We start from the raw sequence: 20,495 nt of genomic DNA, 5'->3' as shown, positions 1-20,495 counted from the left end.
CGCGGCTAAGTGTGCGACATTTTGTCGCTTATGGCAACTTTATGTCGCTAGCGTGTCGCGCTGTCCGCCGGGTGACGCAAATGGTGATAATCCCGCCAGCGCTTCAGCAACTGATGACGCGTGCCGGGATAGAGTTCGCTGGTGACGCTGATCGCTTCAATGCGGTCGACGCGGAAATTGCGGAACTCCTGGCGCAGTTCGCACCAGCCGCACAGCAGGCGCACGCGTTCAAAATAGCCAATCACCACCGGCCAGATGGTGCGGGTAGAGAGGTTATCCTGCAGATCTTTGTAGCGCAGGCTGATCTTGCTGCGCTGATGGATCGCCTGGCGAATCTGCGGCAGATGGGTTTCGAACAAGGCTTCGCCCTGGGAGGCGATCAGCAGCGACTGGTGATCGATACTCTGCGTAAGATGCGGCGGAACCACAGCCTGGACTTTGGCCAGCGCATGGCGCGCGGCGGACTTAAGCTCTTCGTCGGTGTGTCGGGTGACCCAGTTGAGCCCGAGCACCAGCGCATCAATCTCCTGACGGGAAAACATCAGCGGCGGCAAATGGCCGTCGGATTTCAGTAAATAACCAACGCCCGCGCTGCCCTCAATCTCCACGCCCTGCTGCTGCAAACTAAGAATGTCACGATAGACGGTGCGCACGCTGATGTGCAGCTGTTCGGCGATACGCTGCGCGGTCAGCGGATAGCGATGACAGCGCAGCAATTGCAGCAGTTCGGGAAGCCGCTGAGTTTTAGACATGATACGCCAGCCTTAAGCGAAGAACGCGCGCCGGCAGGAATCAGGCGCGCAACAGTTGGCTTAATGTAGCCAAATCCGCCGTGCTTTGCAGCTCGCTGATAGCCAGTAACTGCTGCTGGCGCGCCGGCACTTCATGGCGCAGCGCCTGACGCAGTTTGGCCGCCACATCTACGCCATCCGCCAGCGACTGCTGCCGCGTGCGGCGCTGCTGCAGCTGACGACCCTCTTTCAGCGTCAGCGTGACGAGATGAAAACGCCGCGCCGGGTTGAGCGCATCGGGCGGCGCGGACGCATCCGGCGTGCGACGCACTTTGGCCGCCAGCGGCATCACCGCCGGATTGAGTGCACCTTCGGCAAAATCTTCCAGCCGCAAATCGTCGTACATCAGCATGGCGGCAATCACGTACTCCAGGCTAAAGCGTGCTTCGATGCCGTTAGCCGGCACGCGAACTGCCGCCGCGATGTCACCACCCGGCGGGAAGGCGACCGTGATGTCATCAATATTTTCCAGCAGCGAGTCCAGCGAGTGACCTTCCGCCAGCCAGGCGCGCCGCAGCAGACGTGCCGCTTCGGCAGCGCTGTGAGTTCCGGCGCAGGCGGGGAAGGGTTTGAACTCCAGACCGGGGGTACTGATGCGCCACGGCGCGCCCCAGTTTTCCACCAGCCGTTGCGGCTGCGCCTCGCCGTTACTGCTGGCGGCGAGAAACGCGTCGAGCACCCCTTCATGCCGGCCATCGAATTTCGCCAGCGTCAGCTGTGCCGCCATCACCGCACGCTCTGCCGCCAGTCCGGCGTGCAGCGGCTTCACCGCTGAACCAAACTGAGCGCGCAGTCCGCTGGCCTGGGTCGCCGCGATGCCGATCAGCGTGGCGCAGTCGGTTGCATTAAGCTGCAGCAGGCGTGCCAGCGCGGCCGCCGCCGCCAGCGTGCCCAGCGTGGCCGTGTTGTGATAACCCAGCGCATAGTGCTGCTGGCTGGCGGCCAGTCCCAGCCGGCCAGCCACTTCCACGCCGATGACATAGGCATCAAGGAACGCTTCGGCAGTGGCGGGCTGCTGTTGCTGCCAGGCAAACAGCGCAGGCAGAATCGCCACGCTGGGATGGCCGCGAAAATCGGCATGGAAATCATCGTAATCCAGCGCATGACCGGCATAGCCCAGCAGTAACGCCTGTGAGCGTACGCTGCCGTCGCCATAAACCTGTCGCAGCGCCGGTAAGCCGCTGTCCGGGACCTGCTGCTGTAACACCGGCCAGCTCACAGCCAGAAAATCCTGCACGCCAGTGCGCGCGGCATCACGTGCCGCCGCATCCGGCTGGCTTTGCAGGATGCGCTCAGCCAGCGCGTGGCTCAGGTTCATGCCTGCTCCAGACTGCGCAGCGCCGCCACGGCGAGCTGTGCGAGGTAGCGTGAGGTGGGCAGCAACACCGCATCATTGATGCGAAAAGCCGGATGGTGCAACGCATAAGGTTCGCCAGTGCCGATCATCACAAAGGCGCCGGGCAGCTGTTGCTGATAAAAAGCAAAATCTTCGCCGATCGGGCTGGCTTCCACCACGCGCGCCTCAAGTCCGCTGGCGGTGGCCTGTTGCAGAGCAAAATCCGCCCAGTGCGCATCATTCACCACCGCAGGCGGACCGGCGTGCCAGTTAAACTCAACCTCTGCGGCAAAAGCCGCACCAAGGCCGAGCACGATTTCGCGGAAGCGCTGCTCCAGTCGCTCACGCGTGGACTGAGAGAAGGTGCGCACTGTGCCTTCCAGCCAGGCGCTGTCCGGAATGACGTTCCAGGTGCTGCCGCTGTGCAGCTGGGTGATCGACACCACCGCGTTGTCAGCGGAGGGGGCGTTACGGCTAATCAGCGTTTGCGCCGCGGAGACAATCTGTGCCGCGATAACGATCGGATCGTTGCCCTGATGCGGTTTGGCAGCATGGCTGCCGGTGCCGGTGATGCGGATATCGAAGCGATCCACCGCCGCGGTCAGCGCACCGGCTTTGCTACCCACCACGCCAGGCGGCAGCGACGGATCGTTATGAATGCCGAAAATCGCCACCGCCTCCTGCAGCGCGCCGGTGGCGATGACATCCGGCGCGCCCTGGCCGGTCTCTTCGGCGGCCTGGAACAGAATCCGCACGCGGCCGGGCAGCGCTGCCTCCTGCTGCTTAAGCAGAATCGCCGCGCCGAGTGCAGCGGAAGCGTGAAAATCGTGGCCGCAGGCATGCATCACGCCGGGACGCTCCGAACGAAAAGCGACGTCCGACTGCTCCTCAATCGGCAGCGCATCAATATCCGAACGCAGCACAATCAGCGGTCCCTGTGCCGGGCCGACCTCTGCCACCAGACCGGTTTTCAGCGGCAAATCAAAGATGCGAATCTGGTGCTGTTCCAGCTGCTGGCGCAGGCGGGCGGTGGTTTCAAACTCCTGATTTGAGAGTTCCGGAAAACGGTGCAGTTCGTGGCGAAAGGCGATCAGCTGCTCGCCCAGCGCTGTTTCATTCAGTTGGCTCATGCCTGGCTTCCTTGTGATGCCGCCTGGCGCGTCAGCCAGGCATCGTGCGCGGTTTCATCCAGCACTTTTTTCATATATTGCGTGATGTGGCCTTTGCCGAGATCGGTGGTGTGCATGAGCACAAATCCGCGCTTGCGATACATATCAATCAGCCACGGATGGCTGATGGCGGTACCGAGCGAAACCGCCGGTGCGCGTAACTGGCCGCGTAAAATTTCCTGCTCCAGGCGATCCTGAACCTGGCGGCCAAACTGCTGCCCCGCATAGTCCGGATGGGCGCCAAACCAGCCGATGTGCGGCAGGCCGAACGGACCCGGCAACGGGCCCCATGGATAACGCACGGTGACCGAGGAGACCATCACGCCCTGGGCATACAGCGCATACACGCCGTGGCTTTGCAGATGCCGCAGCGTTTTCTCGCGGTCAGCGGTGGCCGCATCAAATTTGATCCCCAGCGCCAGCGTGGGCGCATAGGCGGCATGCATCAGCGCCTGATAAGTGTCCACTTCGTCTTCTGTGACCTGACGAAACTCAAGTGTCATAGCTATCCCCGGAAAACCGCCCGGCGGGCGATAAAGAAAGAAGGCTCAGAGTAGCAGTAAAGCGCTGACGGGCTATATGTGAAATCCGGATAAGCTAATGCAAATTTGTGAAAATGAAATGGCGGCTTTTTCATTGCACAAATCGCCATTTACCGTAGTATGCATAAAATACATAGCGCTATAACTATTTCGCATTAATCCTCTGAAATATAACAATTTTGTTATGGCGTTTTTCCTAATCAGGGTGACAACGTGTTAGCGATTAAATCTCCGCGTGCCTACGCACACGAACCGGGACTGCGTGCGCGCACCGGTGAATTCATTAAACCTTATGCTACGCATATCCGTATTTTCACCTCTCCGCGCGCCTGGCAGGCGGTTAATCCGCAATTAACGCAAAGTCTGGAAACCTGTGGTATTCGCTGGGAAATCGAGTATTTACACGGCGAATGCACCGACGCGGCCATTGATACGCTGAAAAGCAATCTGCAACAGCAGCAGGCTGAACTGCTGCTGGCAATTGGCGGCGGGCGCGTACTGGATGCGGCTAAAGCGGTCGGCAGCCAGTTACCGGAAATCACCGTCGTCAATTTCGCCACCGTCGCGGCGACCTGTGCCGCCTGGTCGCCGGTGGCGATTATTTATGACGCGCAGGGCGGCCACGTGCGCAGCCAGCCGCTGGGCAAAATGCCTGAACTGGTGCTGGTAGACAGCGAAGTGATTGCGCAAAGTGATGTGCGTTACCTCAAAGCGGGCATTGTCGACGCGCTGGCTAAATACTACGAGTTCTATCCTTATCTGCGGCACAACCCCCACGATCTCGCCCTCGATCTTAAAGTGATGACCGCGCAGCGCGCGCTGGATGTCTATCGCCAGCACGGTGCCGCCGCCGTGCTGGCCAACCAGCAACAGCAGGTGACGCCGGAACTGGAGAAGGTGATCGATGCCAGCATTGTGCTGGCCGGCCTGGCCAACAGCGTGCGTGATGTGCTGCCAACGCCAGGCTTTGCCCACGCAATTCATAACCGTCTGACCCATCAGCCGGAGCTGCACCACTGGCTGCACGGTGAAAAAGTCGGTTACAGCCTGCTGGTGCAGTCGCTGATTGAGCACGACGGTGAGCCGGACGCCGCGCTGCTGGCGCTGCTGCGACAGTATGATATGCCGCTGACCTTAGCGCCGCTGCACGGCGATCGTCGCGCAGCCATCAGAAGCATTGCTGAACAGATCAAATTCCCGGCGGCCAGCGCCGAACGTTTGCCGTTCCGCATCAGCGCGGATGCCTTAGAGCAGGCGCTGCTGGCGACCGAGAACGCCTTTTAATTGTTATCGACCCTTTTATTGACCAGGAAAAAATATGGCTACTTCATCTTCACGCCGCATCCGTTTAGGGCTGTTTGTGCAACCGGTTGGACAGCACGTGAGCGGCTGGCGGCTGACGGAAAATCTGGGCGATCCGACGGATATTGACTGGCTGATCACCATCGCGAAAAAAGCCGAAGCCGGTAAGTTTGATCTGTTCTTCGTGGGTGATGCACTGGCGACCAGCATGTATCGTCTGCCTTCCACCATGGCGCGTCTGGAGCCGTTAACGCTGCTGTCGGCGCTGGCGGTCAACACCAAGCGTATTGGCCTGGCGGCGACCGCCTCGACCACCTTCAGCGACCCGTTCACCATGGCGCGCAGCTTCTCGTCGCTGGACCACATTAGCCGCGGCCGCGCCGCCTGGAACGTGGTGACGTCGTTCTCTACCGATGTGGCGCGTAACTTCAGCCGCAGCGATATGCCTAATCATGCGGAGCGCTATGCGCGCGCGCGTGAATTCCTCGATGTCACCTATAAGCTGTGGGACGGCTGGCAGGCGGGGGCGGTGCAGCCCAACAAAGAGACCGGTCAGTACTTCATTGATGACAAAATTCAGCCGATTAACCACGTCGGCGAGCACTTCCAGGTGCAGGGTCCGCTGAACATTACCCGCTCACCGCAGGGGCGTCCGGTGATTATCGAAGCCGGTTCTTCCAGCGATGGGCAGAAGCTGGCGGCAGAGACCGCCGAGGTGATTTTCACCGCCTCGGCCAGCCTGGAAGAAGCACAAAGCTTCTACCGTTCGCAGAAAGATCAGGTGATTGCCGCCGGACGCAATCCGGATCACGTGGTGATCATGCCTGGCGTGATGCCGATTGTTGGCCGCACGCGCGAAGAGGCCAAAGCGCTGTGGAAAGAGCTCAACACGCTGGTTGATATCGACAACGGTCTGCGTCAGCTCTCGCTGCGTTTCAATATGGATCTGAGCCAGTATCCGCTCGACGGTCCGGTGCCGGAAGTGCCGCTGGGTGAAGGCAACCAGAGCCGCGTGAAACTGATGACCGACATGGCGAAACGTGAAAATCTGACGCTGCGCGAACTGGCTGCGGTAGCCGCCGGATCGCGTGGTCACCGGGTAATCGTCGGTACCGCGCAGGATATTGCCGATGACTTTGAGCTGTGGCTCAACGAGGGCGGTGCCGATGGTTTCAACATCATGCCGGCGATCATGTCCGAGCAGCTTGATTTGTTTGTGGAGCTGGTGATTCCGGAACTGCGCCGTCGCGGTCTGTTCCGCGAAGAGTACGAGTTCGCCACGCTGCGTGAAAACCTCGGCCTGCCGGTAGTGTGAGAGACAGACAGGAGCGAAACATGATCACCCTATCGAAGCGCGTACAGTCTGTGTCGCTCTCGGCTAACGCGGCGGCACGCCAGCTGACGCGCCAGCTAAAAGAGCAGGGCGTGGATATTCTTGACCTCACCACCGGTGAGCCGGATTTTGATACGCCCGCGCACATCCGTGCCGCCGCCAGCGCCGCGATGGATGGCGGTGAAACCCGTTATACGCCGACCAATGGCACCACCGCGCTGCGTAAAGCGGTGCAGGCCAAGCTGGCGCGCGAGAACCAGCTGCAGTACGCGCTGGAGCAAATCTGTATCGCCAACGGCGCAAAACAGATCATCTTCAACGCATTTGCCGCGACGCTAAACGACGGCGACGAGGTGATTGTGCCCACGCCATACTGGCCAACTTTCCCGGACAGTGTGCGTTTCAACGGTGGCGAGGCGGTGCTGCTGCCTTGTCCGCTTGAGCAGCAGTACAAGCTGCAGCCGGCGCAGCTGGCGCAGGCGATCACTGAGAAAACCCGCTGGCTGGTGCTGAACAATCCCGGCAATCCCTCTGGCATGGTGTACAGCGCACAGGAGTTGCAGGCCCTGGCGACGGTGCTGCGCGATCATCCCAATGTGCTGATTATGCTGGATGAGCTGTACGAACATATCCTGTTTGACGATCGTCAGCACGTTAGCCTGCTGCAGGTGGCGCCGGAGCTGGCTGAACGCGTTTTGCTGGTGGGAGGCGTGTCGAAAACCTATGCCATGACCGGCTGGCGCATTGGCTTTGCTGCCGGACCGCAGACGCTGATTGATGCCATGGTGGTGGTGCAGTCGCAGAACAGTTCTGGTGCCAGCGCCATCAGCCAGGCGGCGGCGGTTGCGGCCTTTAACGGTGGGCTCGATTTTCTGCCCCCGCAGCGTGCCGCGTATCAGGCGCGACGCGATGTCATTGTGCAGCAGTTGCAGCAGGTGACCGGCATTGAAGTGCTGCAACCTCAGGGCGCATTTTTTGTCTTTTGTCGCTGTGCTGGCCTGCTGGGCAAAACCCGGCCTGACGGCGCCGTACTGGATGACGAACAGGATGTGCTGAATTATCTGCTGGAGAGCGGTGTGTCCGGCGTGGCGGGCAGTGCTTACGGCCTGTCGCCGTATTTCCGTTTGTCGATCGCCACGGATATCGATAGCGTTGAGGAGGCGGGTAAACGCATTGCGCGCGCCTGTGCAGCGTTAATCTGACGGGCGGGTGTGGTAAGGCGTAATGGCCTGATCACCTCGCGGCACACTTTATGAAAGGATTGCATGAAAGCATTTCGGGTGCCGCGATACAGGGGCGGTGATGCGGCAATTAGCCGGTTCCGCCCCGATTTCCTGCGACTGGATTAAATCAGAAAATCATCCAGCGAACCGCCAGCGTCAATCGCTGACTTTATCGGCGAGGGGGTACGGCCCTGACCGGTCCAGAATTTCTCATTACCCTGTTCGTCGGTAAATTTATACTTCGCCGGACGCGGTGCACGTTTTGCTTTGCTCTTCGTTTCACCCTGGTTTAATTGCGCCAGTTCATTAATTGTAATGCCGTCTTTGCGCAGCATCTCTTTATATAACGCCAGCTTCTCTTCTTTTTCGCGCTGTGCAGCACTCTCTGCCGCCGTCTCTTCGCGGCGTTCGGCGACCACCACGGCAAACTTCTCCAGCATTTCGTTTAATACCGCAACCTCAATATTACGTGCTTCAGCACGCAGCGTACGAAGATTGTTCAATGCCTTGAGTGCATCGCTCATGTATAAACCCTTATTACTGATATCACTGATTTGAAAGCGTGCATTCTACGGCAATTTTATTCAAATGAAAATATTCACCCGCCGACAGATTTGTCCGGAAATATGCCCCGACCTTTACAGTTTTTGATTGGGCGTAAAGATTTTTGTCTATTCATTGATTACGCATAAACATGTTAGCGGCGGATTTAATATTACCAGCCACCTACGTTAAGCCGTTCATTTAACATCGCAGCATCTCACACAATATACGTCACGGCGATTTACAGCTTAATAAATGGCGTCATGTTAACAACGCAGCGATTGCTGCAGGGATTAAAAGCGTTACTGGTCAACCTTAGCGCAGAAAAGGAAATTTTATAAACACCTTTCCCAGCGGCAGCGTAATTATAAATCAATGGCGGTGACCGGGTACCAGGCTGGTAAATGCGTGGTGTTCAGATGCCAGATCAGGATGCAGGCATAACCGTTAAGGCGGGGAGTCCATAGGTCACGCACCGGTTGACTGAGATTAAGGATGATTTCAGGCGTGATAGTTTCCTGTAAAGCAGTATCAGTGCCGTTACTCCCTGAAGCATAAGATTTTTTCGCAGTGTAAAGGCGTCAGAAAGGCAGTAACAATTTCTTGCAATGTTAATCTTAATGCGTATATTTCTCATTTGCTTTCTTAACCATATGCTCACCACAAAATAACGATAAGCCGATTGAGGAATATTATGTCTTGCAAAGAGATGCGCGTCAGGGACGCAGGTCTTGCGCCGCAGCGCGCGCTGCGCCTGTCACTGCTGGCAGTGCTGGTTGCCTCGGGTGTCGCTCAGGCGGCCGATACGCAAAACAGTGAGGCCACCCTGACCGTTGATGCCAGCGCCAGCGCAGAAGCGCAGCAGGCGCAGGCCGCAGCGGATTACAGCGTACCGGTGACGCGGGCCGGCACCAAAATGGCGCTGACCGCACGTGATATTCCCCAGTCGGTCACCATCGTCAGCAAACAGCGCATGCAGGATCAACAGCTGCAGTCGCTGAACGACGTACTGAGCAACACCACCGGCATCCACGGTGTGGCCGCCGATATGGACCGCATCAATTACTATTCGCGCGGTTTTCTGATTGATAATTACATGACCGACGGCATTCCGACCGCGTTTGCCCAGCGCTGGAACCTCGGTGATGCGCAGACCGATACCGCGCTGTACGAACGCGTCGAAGTGGTGCGTGGCGCAACGGGCCTGCTGACCGGACCGGGCAATCCTTCTGCTGCCATCAACATGGTGCGTAAACATGCCGACAGCAAAGAGTTTACCGGTAGCCTTGAAGCTGGCTATGGCAGCTGGAATAAGCAGCGTTACGTCGCCGATCTTTCTGCACCGCTGTCACCGGAAGGCAACGTGCGCGGTCGCCTGGTTGCCGGCTATGAAGACAAAAACAGCTTCATTGAACGCTACGGCGCCGATAAGAAGTTTATCTACGGTGTGGTCGACGCTGACGTGACGGACGCCACCAGACTGTCCGTTGGTTATGAATTCAGCCAGGTGAACACGGATTCACCGATGTGGGGCGGCGCGCCACGCTGGTACACCGACGGCACGCAGATCCACACCCGTCGCGGCTATAACACCGCACCTGAATGGGCTTACAACAACAAAGAAAATAAAAAGGTCTTTGTTAACCTGCAGCAGAATTTCGATAACGGCTGGAACATCACCCTTAACGGCACGCATAACGAGATGTTCCTCGACAGCAAGCAGCTGTATCTCGACGGTTACTTCGACAAAACCACTGGCGCAGGCGTCTCTGGTTATGCCGGCTATCCGGTAGTAGGCGGAACCGGCTTCAACACCGGCAAACGTAAGGTGGATGCGGTCGATGCCTTCGCCAGCGGTCCTTATGAACTGCTGGGCCGCCAGCATGAGCTGATGGTCGGGGTGAACTACAGCCGTCAGGACAACAAATATTACAGCGCCTGGGCCAACATTTCGTCAGCCGAGCTGGGCAACTTCAACCAATTTAACGGCGATTTCCCGGAAACCGACTGGAATCCGCGTGAACCCGCGGCCGATACCCAACTGGTGCGGCAGAAGTCAGCGTATCTTGCGACGCGCATCAATCTGGCCGATCCGCTGCACCTGATTGTCGGGGCGCGCTACACCAACTGGAACCGCCAGACGCTGACGGCAGAGATGGAGAAAAACAACATCACGCCGTACGGTGGGGTGATTTGGGACTTCTACGATAACTGGTCTGCCTACGCCAGCTACACTTCGGTGTTCCAGCCGCAGGATTATCAGGATGCGTCAGGCGCTTATCTCTCGCCGGTGATTGGCAAAAACTACGAAGCCGGCGTGAAGTCTGACTGGTTCAACAGCCGTCTGACCACCTCGGTATCGATCTTCCGCACCGAACTTGATAACGTCGGTCAGAGCACCGGTCAGACCAATGCGCAGACCGGTAACACCATTTACGTGGCGAAGAAGGGCGTGGTAAGTCGTGGCGTCGAGTTTGAGGTGAATGGGGCGCTGACCGATAACTGGCAGATGACCTTTGGCGGGACTTCGTATGTGGCGGAAGACGCCAACGGCGATCGCTATAATTCACAGCTGCCGCGCACCTCGTTCAACCTGTTCACCAGCTATCGCCTGCCGATGCTGGACCAGCTGACGCTGGGCGGCGGTGTGAACTGGCAGGCGAGGACTTACGCGGATATCAGTGGCCCGGATGGCAATGGCACCTGGCGCACCCGTCAGGGCAGCTATGCGCTGGTGGATCTGTTCGCGCGCTACGACGTGACCAAAAACCTCAGCCTGCAGGCCAACCTGAATAACCTGTTCGACAAAGAGTACGACGAGAACGTCGACAGCACCGGCATCGTCTACGGCGAACCGCGTAATTTTATGCTGTCCGCGAAATACCGTTTCTGATCAGTAAGCCAGAGCCCAAAGCGGCACCTGACGTTCCCTCTCCCGCGTGCGGGAGAGGGTTAGGGTGAGGGGAAAACCGCACCCTCCCCAACCCATGCACCTCAACATCCCGCCGCAATATAATCCCCGTTGGCACTCACCGGCACCACGGTAAAAAACAACACCAGCGCAAACATCACCAGCAATATCCCACCGGCGATCCGCACCGCTCTTAGCAGCGATGCCGCCTGCGGCGAGCGTTCTGTCAGCCACAGCTGCCCGGCGCGCTGACGATAATGCTGCACAAACAGTGCCAGCGCCACCAGCGCCATGCCGGTACCGAGCGCCATACTCATCACCGCCAGCATACCCCAGCGCGTAATCCCGATGACGCTGGCGAACAGCAGCACCGTCAGCGCACCGCTGCAGGGCCGCACGCCGGTGGCAATAATAATACCCGTCCAGCTTTTCCAGTCGCTGCGGTGCCCAGCCGCGACGCCATGCGCGTGGCCGCAATGATCATGATGATGATGCTCCGCTGGCGGCCTGCGCCAGGCTTGCAGCAGCATCATCACGCCCAGCCCGGCAATGAACACAGCGCTGGCTTTCTCCAGATACCAGCGGCTCAGGCTGAGATCGCCGGTCGTCAGGTTAAAACCAACCGCGAGGATAAAGACAAAGGCAATCGCGCTCAGGCCCTGCACCAGGCTGCCCAGCAGCGGCACGCTCAGCGCTACGCCGCGCGGGGGCTGATGGGTGGTCAGCCAGGTGGTAACGATAAATTTACCGTGTCCGGGACCCACCGCGTGCAGAATGCCGTAAATGAAGGTCACGGCCAGCAGCCACAGTCCGGCACTGTACTGGCCGCTATTGATTTGCAGTAAATGGGTAACCAGCAGCCGGTGCAGCTGAATCTGATTTTGCAGCGCCCATGCCTGAAACGCGCTCCAGTGCAACGACAGCAGCGTCAGCGCGCTCAGCAGCAGCACGCTCGCGCAGAGAAATCCGGTTTTGGTGGCGGTCATAGTAATGAAGAAAGTGGTCCTGAATGTCACCAGCATGCGGATTTCTGCCGCGTTGTAAAGCCACGGCGGTTAAACGGCAGCCGCTCTCCGCATCGTGACGCATTCCCCTGCCTTGTGCAGCTGTCTATAATCTGCCGACAATTTCTCACGGATGCCTTTTATGTCTGCTGATTCTCCTTTGCTGGCGGTACAAGACGTCACGCTGGCCGTGCAGGGGCGCACCTTGCTGGCGCCGGTATCACTGCAGCTGTGCGCAGGTGAAACGCTGTTGCTCACCGGCCCGTCCGGCAGCGGCAAAAGCACGTTGCTGAAAATTATTGCCTCACTGCTGGAGCCCGATAGCGGCCAGATCCTGTTTCAGCAGCGGGATATTCACACGCTGAAAGTCGAACACTATCGCCAGCAGGTCTCCTACTGTTTCCAGACACCGCAACTGTTTGGTGACACGGTCTACGATAACCTGGCGCTGCCGTGGCAGCTGCGTCAGCAACAACCGTCGCGCGAGCAGCTGGTGGCGGCGTTGCGCAGTCTGCATTTATCCGCCGACCTGCTGGACAAAAACGTTGCCGGACTCTCTGGCGGTGAAAAGCAGCGGGTGGCTTTGCTGCGCAATCTGCAGTTTCTGCCACAGATTTTGTTGCTGGACGAAGTGACCAGCGCACTGGACGAGCCCAATAAACAACGGGTTAACCAGCTGATTGCCACGCTGGTGGCGGAAAAAGGGCTGGCGGTGATCCGTATCAGCCATGACGTACAGGAGATTGATGCCGCTGAGCGCATTCTGCGACTGACCCCACCCGCAGCGGGAGAACAGCATGAGTCAGCATAATATCAGCGACAGCTCGCTGCTGCTTTCACTCATGCTGGTGCTGGTAGCGCTGCTGATTAGCCAGAAAGAGAAGCTGGGGATGAGCAAAGACATTCTGTGGAGTGTCACGCGCGCCATTATCCAGCTGGTGATCGTCGGTTATGTGCTGAAGTCAATTTTCGATGTTAATAATGACTGGCTGACGCTACTGATGGTGCTGTTTATCTGCATCAATGCAGCGCTGAATGCGCGCAAACGCAGCCGGCAGATCGATCATGGTTTTATCATCGCGCTGGTGGCGATTACCAGCGGTACGGCACTGACACTAACGGTGCTGTTGCTGAGCGGCGCCATTGCCTTTGTTCCCATGCAGGTGATCCCCATTTCCGGCATGATTGCCGGTAACGCCATGGTGGCGGTCGGACTGTGTTTCACCAACCTCAATCAGCGCTTTAGCGACAACCAGCAAAAAATCATGGAGATGCTCAGCCTGGGCGCGCCGATCAAACGCGCATCCGCCGGGCTGATGCGTGACAGTATTCGTGCCGCTATGATCCCCACCGTTGACGGCGCGAAAACGGTGGGGCTGGTAAGTCTGCCAGGCATGATGTCCGGGTTGATTTTCGCCGGGATCGATCCGGTAAAGGCCATCAAGTACCAGATCATGGTGACGTTTATGCTGATTGCCACCGCCAGCCTGTCGACCATCATCGCGGCGTATCTGTCCTACCGTCGCTTTTACACCGCGCGGGCGCAGCTCAAACCGTAGATCACGCCTGAAACCTTAGCGCCACGCCGCTGGCCTGTTCCGCGCTGACCACGATGGCATCCGACTCTTCGCGAAAAGGCACATCGCCCAGCAGCAGGCTGGCTTTCACCCTGCGTAAGTCGCTGCTGCGCAGCGTCAGCGCGGCCATACGCGCACTGCCGTCATAATCGGGCGGCAGGCCGGTAAAGCGCTGCGTCACATAGTGCGCAGCGGCAAAGCGCACGGTGGCCACGCCCGCTTTCAGCACAAACGCGCCCTGCTGGCAGGCGGTGAGCTTATCGGCACCAAATAAACGACTGTAGGGCAGCGCGGCGGCTGCCGGATCCTGCGCCACCACCACAAACTCAATAATGTCGGTCACCGCGTTGGGATGTTGCTGCCACACTGGCTGCCAGACCGCCTGCGGTGTCTCATGCTGGCAGAAAAAACTGCGTCCGTTTGGCACCAGTGCGGGGCGCAGGCGAACGGTGCGAAAACGCGCCTGCTGTGCGCTGCCATCCGGCAACTGCACCGGCCGGTAAAAACTGGCGGCGGGATCGCCATCAATATCCTGACTTTCCAGATAGCGCCACACCGCATCGGCATCGCCGGTTTTCCATGCCAGACCGCTCAGGCCCGCCGGTGCCTGCCAGATATCCTGACGCCGGTGCGCACGCCCGGCTTCATAGCCCAGCAGTTCCAGATAATTATCACCAAATACCGCCAGATGATTACTGGAGCCCAGCGAATGATGGCCGCGTGGCGTGAGCTGGAAACCGAGCCGGCGATACAGCGCGCTGGCGTCATCCAGCCGATCGGCAACATTGATCACTGCATGATCGAGCTGTGGAACGGGTACCGGTATCGCCATTATCTGCCTCCTGGTTCGCATCATTACGATGACCGCGGTGTCGCGCTGCGTTCGGCTTCGCGTTGCGGTTGCCAGGCGAGCTGCGCTTCGGCGCCGAACGCCCGGGCAATATGGCTGACCAGCGTCGCGGCCTGCGCCGATGATCGCTGGCGCGCACTGGCATCCTCGCTGTGCAGCACGCCTTCCACGACGACCTCTGGCGGCAGCACGTTCCAGCTGTTGCCACCCTGAAAGCGGGTGACATCCAGGCCGGCGGCCGCCAGCGCGCTGACGATGTGGCTGCCGGTAACGATACTGTCGATGCCCTCATGCGGACGTGCAGCGTGAGCGCCTTTGCCGTGAATGGTGATATGAAAATGGTCAGTAAACGCTGCCGGTGTGGCAGATAACGTGTGTGTCATGGTCATCCCTGCGGCTGTTCAGGTAAGAAAGGTTCGCCCAGCGTTAGCATCAGGCGGTTGGCCCAGGCAAAAAACGCGGCGGACTGGATCAGGTCCAGCAGCTGCAGCGTATCCAGTCCGTGCTCGCGCAGCGCCTGCAGTTGGGTCTGGCTGCTGGCGACCGGGGTTAGTGATAAGGTGGCGACAAAATCGATAATCGCCGCCCAGCGCGCGGACTGGCCGTGTGCCAGCTCGGCACCCGGCGCGACGTTCAGGAGTTTCTGCACCGCAGTCTCATCTTTTGACAGCTGACTGGCTTTGCGGGCATGCACGGATGCGCAGTAAATGCAGCCGTTGACTTTACTCACCACCGTGGCCGCCAGTTCGCGCTCGGCGCGAGGTAAACCGCCCGGCGTATAAAAGATGCCTTTATCCGTCAGCGTGCGTTGTTCCAGCAACGGCAGATTGCGCGCCAGCAGACGGAAATAGTCGGACTCGCTATGACCGTTTTTTGCCAGCGTCGCCTGTTCTTCCACCGTAAACTCGCTGAGCGGTTTGGCTGCCAGCCACGGCTCCCAGCCCAGCTCCTGCTGGGTAAACGCGGTGAGCGCAGTCTGACCGCTGGCCGTGAGCGGGGCGCTATGCCATTTGCCGGCCACCGCATGCGGCTGCGCGCGCGATGTTTCACCGCTCAGCAGGCGCAGGCCGGTCAGCAGGCGACTCTGAAAACTGACAAATCCCACCAGCTGCGCCAGCGTGACGATGCCGCGCGGCGTCCAGCCGGCATGGTGCAGCGTGGTCAGTTGTTGCGGTGTGGCGTCGACCGGATGCAGGCTCAGCAGTTCAGCAAAGGCGCGACCGGCGGCAAAGCGCGCATCTGCCGGGCTTTCGCTGGATTGCTGCTGATAGTGTGCCTGCAATGACGTGACGCCGTGCCAGCCGGCGACCTGCCCGGCGAGCGCGTAGCGCTGCGCCAGCGGGAAATCGTCGTCATCCTGGCCAAACAGCACCTCATAGCTGCCCTGGGCGTGTCGGGTCGCGGCCTGACGCACGTTGCGCGCCTCTGCCAGTTGCGCCGCCGGGTCGATATCGGCCAGCGCCGCCAGTAAATCTGTAGCCTGAGACATGGTTTTCTCCTGTTAAGCGGTACCCAGCGCACGCAGCGTGGGGGCAATATGTTCAGCAATTAACGCCACCGAACGCAGCGTATCGGCGTGCGGCGGATCGATAGAGTGCACCTGGAAGGTGATGTCGGTGGCGCGCGTCAGCGTGCTGTCGGCCAGCAGCGAAGCCAGCACCGCACCGGCATCGCCGATATGCGCATCGAGCTGGCGCGCGTGGCTCTCCAGCGTGCTGCCGGTGATGTCGTGGCCCGCCTTGCGAAACTGCTCTGCCTGGCGCTGCAGGCCGGGTGCGGCAAGGCGACGCGCGTAGTCGTTCGAGTCGGCAACAAACGCGGTGCGTGAAGCCAGGATGCGGGGCGCCACGCCCGACGGCAGCGCCGCGAGATAAGCATCGATCATCGGGTTTTGCAGCTGCTGCAGCGACAGGTCCGGCTGGCCCGCCGGCCGCGGCTGGGTACGCGATAACATCAGCCCGTGACCGGCCTGGCCGGCACGCGTCGCGCCTGCAACGGAAAAGGTGGCGATCCACACGCGCTGCGCCAGCGTGGGAGCCGGCGGATAGAGATGATTGTCCGGATGGGCCAGCGTGTCGCCGCGCCACGCGCTGAGCAGCGTATGCAACTGGTCGGCAAACACGCCGGCGCGCTGTTCGCTGGTCAGGCCAAACGGCAAAAATGAGGTTGGCGTGCCGCCGGAGCCTAGCCCCACCTCCAGTCGTCCGTCGCTCAGCAGGTCCAGCACCGCCGCGTCTTCGGCCACGCGCAGGGCATTTTCCAGCGGCAGGGTGATGATGCCGGTGCCGAGGCGGATATGACGGGTGTGCGCGGCCACGTGAGCAAGAAACACCAGCGGTGAGGGCAGCCCGCCTTCCTTTTCATGAAAGTGGTGCTGCGCGATCCAGGCACTGTCAAATCCGCAGCGTTCAGCGTGCTGAATTTGTTCCGTCGCCAGCCGGTAGCGCTGTTGCGCCGTGGTGTCGTCGAGCAGGCGGGTAAAAAAACCGATGCGTTTGCGCGTCATGCAGACTCCTTAATCAGCGGACGGAAAACCGGAATGGCGTCAATTAACGCGCGGGTGTAGGGATGCTGCGGCGCATTAAACAGTGTGACGGTGTCACCTTGTTCAACCACTTCGCCGGCGCGCAGCACGGTAACGCTGTGTGCCAGTCGTCGTACGGTGGCCAAATCGTGGGTGATAAACAGATAGGTGAGGCCCAGCTCGCGCTGTAACTGTTGCAGCAATTGCAGAATCTGCGCCTGCACCGTGACGTCCAGCGCTGACGTTGCCTCATCCAGCACCAGAATCGCCGGTTGCGGGATCAACGCCCGTGCGATGGCGACGCGCTGACGCTGGCCGCCGGACAGCTCGCGCGGCCTGCGCGTCAGCAGATCCAGCGGCAGTGCCACCCGCTGCGCCACTTCGTGCACCCGCTGCTGGCGTGCGGCGGCGCTGAGCGAGCCGAAGTTGCGCAGCGGTTCTTCAATGATGTTAAACAGCGTCTGGCGCGGATCGAGCGAGGCGAACGGATTCTGGTAAACAAACTGGATTTTGCGCCGCAGCTGGCGCAGCGCTTCGCCGCGCAGGCTGCTTGCATCAATGCCGTCAATCACCACTTTGCCGCGATCGGCGCGTTCAAAGCCAAGCAGAATGCGCGCCAGCGTGGTTTTGCCGGAACCGGATTCACCCACCAGCGCGTGCGTCGTGCCGCGTGGCACCGTCAGGCTGACCGCTTTCGCCACCGTCAGCGTCTGCTGCCTGCCAAGCGCAAACTGTTTATCGATGGCGTTGAGCTGAATCGCCGGTGTGGAAAAACGGGCTGCGGACGGATAAGGCAGAGCGGCAGCATCGGGCACCGCGTCCTGTAACAGCTGGCGGGTATAAGGATGCTGTGGCGCGCTGACCAGCGTCGCTGCGCTTCCCTGTTCCTGGATCTCGCCGTGACGAAACACCAGCAGACGGTCAGCGCGTTCCGCGGCCAGCGCCAGGTCGTGGGTGACAAACAGCACGGCGGTGTCGAACTCACGGCGTAGCTGGTCGAGCAGATCGAGAATGCGCTTTTGCACCGTAACATCGAGCGCGCTGGTTGGCTCATCGGCGATGATCAACTGTGGTTGCAGGGCGAGGGCGATGGCAATCAGCACGCGCTGCTTCATCCCGCCAGAGAGCTGATGCGGATATTGATGCAGGCGCTGCTCAGGATGGCTCAGCCCAACTTTTTGCAGCAGCTCCAGCACGCGCTGCTGGCGCGCGGTCCGGCTAAGCTTTTGATGCAGCTGCAGGATCTCGCCAACCTGATCGCCAATGGTCTTCACCGGATTAAGCGAATTACCGGGATCCTGCGGCACCAGGCTGATATGCACGCCGCGCACGCTGTCCATGCGCCGGGATGACCAGCCGGCGATATCGGTGCCGTTCAGCAAAATTTTACCGCTATCGCGCCGGGCATTGTCCGCCAGCAGACCGATAATCGCCTGGGCCGTGGTGGTTTTGCCTGAGCCGGATTCACCGACCAGCGCCACCATTTCGCCCGGCTGCAGGGTAAAGCTCACGTTATGCACCACTTCACGCCACACACCGCGCTGGCGATAGCTGAGGCTGAGGTTTTCCACGCTCAATAGCGCTGTCATGCGTCACCTCCTGCCAGCTGACGGCTGACGCGATTCGCCGCCAGCACCACGGCGACTACCACCACGCCGGGAAAGGTAGTCAGCCACCACGCGGTAGCCAGATAGTTGCGGCCTTCGGCGATCAGCAAGCCCCATTCGGGGGTCGGTGGTGGCGTGCCATAGCCGAGAAAGCTGAGAGTTGAGAGCGCCAGAATGGCCTGACCAAACTGCAGTGCGGCGAAGGCAATCACCGCGGTCAGCGAGTTGGGGACAATGTGGCGCCACAGTACCTGCCAGAAACGGCCGCCACTGCCATAAGCCGCTTCCACATATTCACTGCGGCGTACCCGCACCACTTCGCCGCGCGCCAGCCGGGCAAAACTGGCAATCGAGGCGATGCCCACCGCCAGCGCAGCGTGCACGGTGCCAAAACCCAGCAGGATCAGCAGGCTTAATGACAGCAGCAGCGCCGGGATTGAAAGCAGCACATCAACCAGTCGCATCAGTGCCTGTTCAGTGCGGCCGCCCACGGCCCCGGCCAGGACGCCCAGCGCGGTTCCGCCAGTGAGCCCCATCGCCACCGCTGCGACCGCCGCAGAGAGCGACTGCGAGGCGCCATAGACGATGCGCGCCAGCAGGTCGCGTCCGAGTTGATCGGTGCCGAGCCAGTGCGCACTGTGCGGCGCTAAGCGCTGCGCGCCGGCAATGCCTTCGGTCGGGCTATAGTGGGTAAACAGCTGCGGTGCCACGGCCGCCACAAACGCCAGCGCCAGCACCGTCCATGCCAGCCACAAGCCAGGCTGCAGGCGGCGGGCACGATCGCGCCGCAAGGCCGGCTGTCCCTGACGCGCGGTAGAGTAATCGACCAGACTCATGAATTTCCTCCGGCTACGGTTTGCAGACGTGGGTCGAACAGCGGCATCAGCAGATCGACCAGCAGGTTGATCAGTACAAACGCCAGTGCGGAGATCATTACTACCGCCTGTAACACCGCCACATCCTGATTGTTGACCGCCTGCTGGGTCAGCTGGCCGATGCCGCTTAAGCCGAACACGGTTTCGGTAATCAGCGCGCCCGCGATCAATTCCCCCAGCAGCAAACCGGCCACATTGAGCACCGGCAGCAGCGCGTTGCGCATGATATGGCGCCACAGCACGTGTTGTGCGCTGGCACCTTTGGCGCGGGCCACGGCGACAAACGGCTGAGTAGCAACCTGATCGATGCTGCGCAGCAGAATCTGGGCCAGCGGGGCGGAGATGGGCACGGCGACGGTCAGCACCGGCAGAATCAGTCCCTGCAGGGGCGATGGGTTGATCACCGGAATCCAGCGCAGTTGAAAGGAGAACAGCTGAATCAGCGCGATGCCAAGCCAGAACGTCGGCAGCGAAATAAACAGTGCCGGCAGCGACTGCAATAGCGTACGCAGCAGGCGCAGCGCAGGCAGTCGCGCCAGCGCCGCCAGTGCGAAGGCGACCACGCAGGCAACGGCAAATCCCGCCAGCGCCAGCTGCAGCGTGGCGGGCAGATTGCTGCGCAGCAGATCGCTGACCGGCACACCTGCCTGCACCGAGTAGCCAAAGTCACCGCGCAGCATCGCCAGCAGCGTATGCAGATACTGCTGCCAGATCGGGCTATCGGCACCGTAGGCCTGCCGCATCTCTGCAATTTGCTGCGGGCTGAGACCCAGATCCGGATTCTGGAACTTGATCAGCACCGCATCGCCCGGCAGCACCTGCAGCAGCAGAAACGACAGGGTAAACGCCGCCCATAACACCAGCAGGCTTTGTCCCGCTCTATGCAGCATTGAGTGTCGCATCATCAT

19 protein-coding genes are annotated in these 20,495 nt (G+C 60.1%); 6 read left to right on the top strand and 13 right to left on the bottom strand.

From position 1 onward, the window contains the following. Positions 1–47: 47 nt before the first annotated feature. The 4 genes from C1Y43_RS06110 to C1Y43_RS06095 are packed head-to-tail and all read right to left on the bottom strand — an operon-like array spanning position 48 to position 3,799. A complete protein-coding gene (locus C1Y43_RS06110; RefSeq protein ID WP_104187450.1) occupies positions 48–752 on the bottom strand; it encodes a YafY family protein in 705 nt (234 codons plus the stop codon). Between the two features lie 40 nt (positions 753–792). Then, positions 793–2,109 carry an MmgE/PrpD family protein gene (locus tag C1Y43_RS06105; protein WP_104187448.1) on the bottom strand — a complete coding sequence of 439 codons (1,317 nt, stop codon included), beginning with the start codon at positions 2,107–2,109 and terminating at the stop codon, positions 793–795. After that, entirely contained in the window at positions 2,106–3,257 is a 1,152-nt protein-coding gene (locus C1Y43_RS06100) for an amidohydrolase (protein WP_104187446.1), read from the bottom strand. The genes C1Y43_RS06105 and C1Y43_RS06100 overlap by 4 nt, the downstream gene beginning before the upstream one ends. Next, entirely contained in the window at positions 3,254–3,799 is a 546-nt protein-coding gene (locus tag C1Y43_RS06095) for a GNAT family N-acetyltransferase (RefSeq protein WP_021509027.1), read from the bottom strand. The genes C1Y43_RS06100 and C1Y43_RS06095 overlap by 4 nt, the downstream gene beginning before the upstream one ends. Positions 3,800–4,051: 252 nt before the next feature. On the opposite strand from C1Y43_RS06095, the gene C1Y43_RS06090 reads away from it, so the two are divergent. From C1Y43_RS06090 to C1Y43_RS06080, 3 genes are read left to right on the top strand one after another with little or no spacing between them, the layout of a single operon-like run. Further along, positions 4,052–5,122, top strand: coding sequence for an iron-containing alcohol dehydrogenase family protein (locus C1Y43_RS06090; RefSeq protein WP_104187445.1), 1,071 nt, complete (start codon positions 4,052–4,054; stop codon positions 5,120–5,122). Between the two features lie 34 nt (positions 5,123–5,156). Further along, positions 5,157–6,455: an LLM class flavin-dependent oxidoreductase gene (locus C1Y43_RS06085; protein ID WP_058770255.1), complete on the top strand. Its 1,299-nt coding sequence runs from the start codon at positions 5,157–5,159 to the stop codon at positions 6,453–6,455. Positions 6,456–6,475: 20 nt separating this feature from the next. Next, positions 6,476–7,675 (top strand): aminotransferase class I/II-fold pyridoxal phosphate-dependent enzyme, encoded by a 1,200-nt coding sequence (locus C1Y43_RS06080; RefSeq protein WP_104187443.1) that lies wholly within the window; start codon positions 6,476–6,478, stop codon positions 7,673–7,675. A gap of 143 nt (positions 7,676–7,818) precedes the next feature. On the opposite strand, the gene C1Y43_RS06075 is transcribed toward C1Y43_RS06080, so the two are convergent. Next, positions 7,819–8,220 carry an H-NS family nucleoid-associated regulatory protein gene (locus C1Y43_RS06075; RefSeq protein WP_021509031.1) on the bottom strand — a complete coding sequence of 134 codons (402 nt, stop codon included), beginning with the start codon at positions 8,218–8,220 and terminating at the stop codon, positions 7,819–7,821. A gap of 713 nt (positions 8,221–8,933) precedes the next feature. Here C1Y43_RS06075 and fhuE point away from each other — a divergent pair. Further along, the gene (gene fhuE, locus C1Y43_RS06070) at positions 8,934–11,132 is read left to right on the top strand and encodes a ferric-rhodotorulic acid/ferric-coprogen receptor FhuE (protein ID WP_104187442.1); all 2,199 of its coding nucleotides are present in this window, start codon (positions 8,934–8,936) and stop codon (positions 11,130–11,132) included. A 101-nt stretch (positions 11,133–11,233) separates the two neighbouring features. On the opposite strand, the gene C1Y43_RS06065 is transcribed toward fhuE, so the two are convergent. Continuing rightward, positions 11,234–12,172 (bottom strand): nickel/cobalt transporter, encoded by a 939-nt coding sequence (locus C1Y43_RS06065; protein WP_104187440.1) that lies wholly within the window; start codon positions 12,170–12,172, stop codon positions 11,234–11,236. Positions 12,173–12,296: 124 nt separating this feature from the next. Here C1Y43_RS06065 and fetA point away from each other — a divergent pair, with 124 nt between their 5' ends. Next, positions 12,297–12,965, top strand: coding sequence for an iron ABC transporter ATP-binding protein FetA (gene fetA, locus C1Y43_RS06060; protein WP_104187438.1), 669 nt, complete (start codon positions 12,297–12,299; stop codon positions 12,963–12,965). Beyond that, complete coding sequence (gene fetB / locus C1Y43_RS06055) at positions 12,952–13,713, top strand: iron export ABC transporter permease subunit FetB (protein WP_104187437.1); 762 nt, start codon at positions 12,952–12,954, stop codon at positions 13,711–13,713. Before fetA ends, fetB begins: the two co-directional genes overlap by 14 nt. Position 13,714: 1 nt before the next feature. Here the strand turns inward: fetB and C1Y43_RS06050 are convergent, their stop codons facing one another. Genes C1Y43_RS06050 through C1Y43_RS06020 form a run of 7 tightly spaced genes read right to left on the bottom strand, consistent with a single transcriptional unit; the run spans position 13,715 to position 20,489 of the window. After that, positions 13,715–14,563, bottom strand: a complete 849-nt coding sequence (locus C1Y43_RS06050; RefSeq protein WP_104187435.1) for a VOC family protein — start codon at positions 14,561–14,563, stop codon at positions 13,715–13,717. 23 nt (positions 14,564–14,586) lie between these two features. Continuing rightward, the gene (locus tag C1Y43_RS06045) at positions 14,587–14,964 is read right to left on the bottom strand and encodes a peptidase dimerization domain-containing protein (protein ID WP_031280000.1); all 378 of its coding nucleotides are present in this window, start codon (positions 14,962–14,964) and stop codon (positions 14,587–14,589) included. Between the two features lie 2 nt (positions 14,965–14,966). Next, on the bottom strand, positions 14,967–16,070 hold the full coding sequence (locus C1Y43_RS06040) for an alkylhydroperoxidase domain protein (protein WP_104187434.1): 1,104 nt from the start codon (positions 16,068–16,070) through the stop codon (positions 14,967–14,969). A gap of 12 nt (positions 16,071–16,082) precedes the next feature. Further along, positions 16,083–17,087 carry a putative FMN-dependent luciferase-like monooxygenase gene (locus C1Y43_RS06035; RefSeq protein WP_104187432.1) on the bottom strand — a complete coding sequence of 335 codons (1,005 nt, stop codon included), beginning with the start codon at positions 17,085–17,087 and terminating at the stop codon, positions 16,083–16,085. Continuing rightward, a complete protein-coding gene (locus C1Y43_RS06030) occupies positions 17,084–18,694 on the bottom strand; it encodes an ABC transporter ATP-binding protein (RefSeq protein WP_104187430.1) in 1,611 nt (536 codons plus the stop codon). The genes C1Y43_RS06035 and C1Y43_RS06030 overlap by 4 nt, the downstream gene beginning before the upstream one ends. Beyond that, positions 18,691–19,548: an ABC transporter permease gene (locus C1Y43_RS06025; RefSeq protein WP_021509051.1), complete on the bottom strand. Its 858-nt coding sequence runs from the start codon at positions 19,546–19,548 to the stop codon at positions 18,691–18,693. The genes C1Y43_RS06030 and C1Y43_RS06025 overlap by 4 nt, the downstream gene beginning before the upstream one ends. Beyond that, positions 19,545–20,489 (bottom strand): ABC transporter permease, encoded by a 945-nt coding sequence (locus C1Y43_RS06020; protein WP_199189147.1) that lies wholly within the window; start codon positions 20,487–20,489, stop codon positions 19,545–19,547. Before C1Y43_RS06020 ends, C1Y43_RS06025 begins: the two co-directional genes overlap by 4 nt. Positions 20,490–20,495: the final 6 nt, after the last annotated feature.

Origin of the sequence: Pantoea sp. ICBG 828 (assembly GCF_002928355.1) — a bacterium.
In the GTDB taxonomy this organism is placed as follows: Bacteria; Pseudomonadota; Gammaproteobacteria; order Enterobacterales; family Enterobacteriaceae; genus Pantoea; species Pantoea dispersa.
The sequence above is the reverse complement of the archived record's forward strand: the minus strand, read 5'-3'. Positions and strand labels throughout refer to the sequence as shown.

What these genes read in the sequence shown, in the direction of transcription:
- C1Y43_RS06110 (WP_104187450.1), bottom strand. Translation starts at nt 752, where the DNA reads ATGTCTAAAACTCAGCGGCTTCCCGAACTGCTGCAATTGCTGCGCTGT.
- C1Y43_RS06105 (WP_104187448.1), bottom strand. Translation starts at nt 2,109, where the DNA reads ATGAACCTGAGCCACGCGCTGGCTGAGCGCATCCTGCAAAGCCAGCCG.
- C1Y43_RS06100 (WP_104187446.1), bottom strand. Translation starts at nt 3,257, where the DNA reads ATGAGCCAACTGAATGAAACAGCGCTGGGCGAGCAGCTGATCGCCTTT.
- C1Y43_RS06095 (WP_021509027.1), bottom strand. Translation starts at nt 3,799, where the DNA reads ATGACACTTGAGTTTCGTCAGGTCACAGAAGACGAAGTGGACACTTAT.
- C1Y43_RS06085 (WP_058770255.1), top strand. Translation starts at nt 5,157, where the DNA reads ATGGCTACTTCATCTTCACGCCGCATCCGTTTAGGGCTGTTTGTGCAA.
- C1Y43_RS06080 (WP_104187443.1), top strand. Translation starts at nt 6,476, where the DNA reads ATGATCACCCTATCGAAGCGCGTACAGTCTGTGTCGCTCTCGGCTAAC.
- C1Y43_RS06075 (WP_021509031.1), bottom strand. Translation starts at nt 8,220, where the DNA reads ATGAGCGATGCACTCAAGGCATTGAACAATCTTCGTACGCTGCGTGCT.
- fhuE (WP_104187442.1), top strand. Translation starts at nt 8,934, where the DNA reads ATGTCTTGCAAAGAGATGCGCGTCAGGGACGCAGGTCTTGCGCCGCAG.
- C1Y43_RS06065 (WP_104187440.1), bottom strand. Translation starts at nt 12,172, where the DNA reads ATGCTGGTGACATTCAGGACCACTTTCTTCATTACTATGACCGCCACC.
- fetA (WP_104187438.1), top strand. Translation starts at nt 12,297, where the DNA reads ATGTCTGCTGATTCTCCTTTGCTGGCGGTACAAGACGTCACGCTGGCC.
- fetB (WP_104187437.1), top strand. Translation starts at nt 12,952, where the DNA reads ATGAGTCAGCATAATATCAGCGACAGCTCGCTGCTGCTTTCACTCATG.
- C1Y43_RS06050 (WP_104187435.1), bottom strand. Translation starts at nt 14,563, where the DNA reads ATGGCGATACCGGTACCCGTTCCACAGCTCGATCATGCAGTGATCAAT.
- C1Y43_RS06045 (WP_031280000.1), bottom strand. Translation starts at nt 14,964, where the DNA reads ATGACACACACGTTATCTGCCACACCGGCAGCGTTTACTGACCATTTT.
- C1Y43_RS06040 (WP_104187434.1), bottom strand. Translation starts at nt 16,070, where the DNA reads ATGTCTCAGGCTACAGATTTACTGGCGGCGCTGGCCGATATCGACCCG.
- C1Y43_RS06035 (WP_104187432.1), bottom strand. Translation starts at nt 17,087, where the DNA reads ATGACGCGCAAACGCATCGGTTTTTTTACCCGCCTGCTCGACGACACC.
- C1Y43_RS06030 (WP_104187430.1), bottom strand. Translation starts at nt 18,694, where the DNA reads ATGACAGCGCTATTGAGCGTGGAAAACCTCAGCCTCAGCTATCGCCAG.
- C1Y43_RS06025 (WP_021509051.1), bottom strand. Translation starts at nt 19,548, where the DNA reads ATGAGTCTGGTCGATTACTCTACCGCGCGTCAGGGACAGCCGGCCTTG.
- C1Y43_RS06020 (WP_199189147.1), bottom strand. Translation starts at nt 20,489, where the DNA reads ATGCGACACTCAATGCTGCATAGAGCGGGACAAAGCCTGCTGGTGTTA.